General features: G+C 40.5%; 1 protein-coding gene. It reads left to right on the forward strand.

The window, feature by feature from the left end; translation table 11 throughout:
* Positions 1–237: Ig-like domain-containing protein (locus IAE19_RS16520; protein ID WP_200461979.1), on the forward strand; the 237-nt coding region annotated here is incomplete at both ends.

Below are 237 nucleotides of genomic sequence, written 5' to 3' on the forward strand. Positions count from 1 at the left end.
GAGTTTTACACCATCGACTGATTTGAGCGAAGGTAATCATTCGCTAACAGTGGCTTTGGTTGATCTGGCCGGAAATAAGGGCAATGCTAGTCCTGCTTTTGATTTAACTATTGATACCACTGCACCGAGTTTGACGATTACCACAGCTGATACCACATTATCGCCTAACGAAATTGTAGATATCATCTTCAACTTTAGTGAGAAAGTCATCGGATTTGACTTGTCTGATATTCAAGT

The sequence above is a fragment of the Acinetobacter sp. S40 genome (assembly GCF_016624705.1).
Taxonomy (GTDB): Bacteria; Pseudomonadota; Gammaproteobacteria; order Pseudomonadales; family Moraxellaceae; genus Acinetobacter.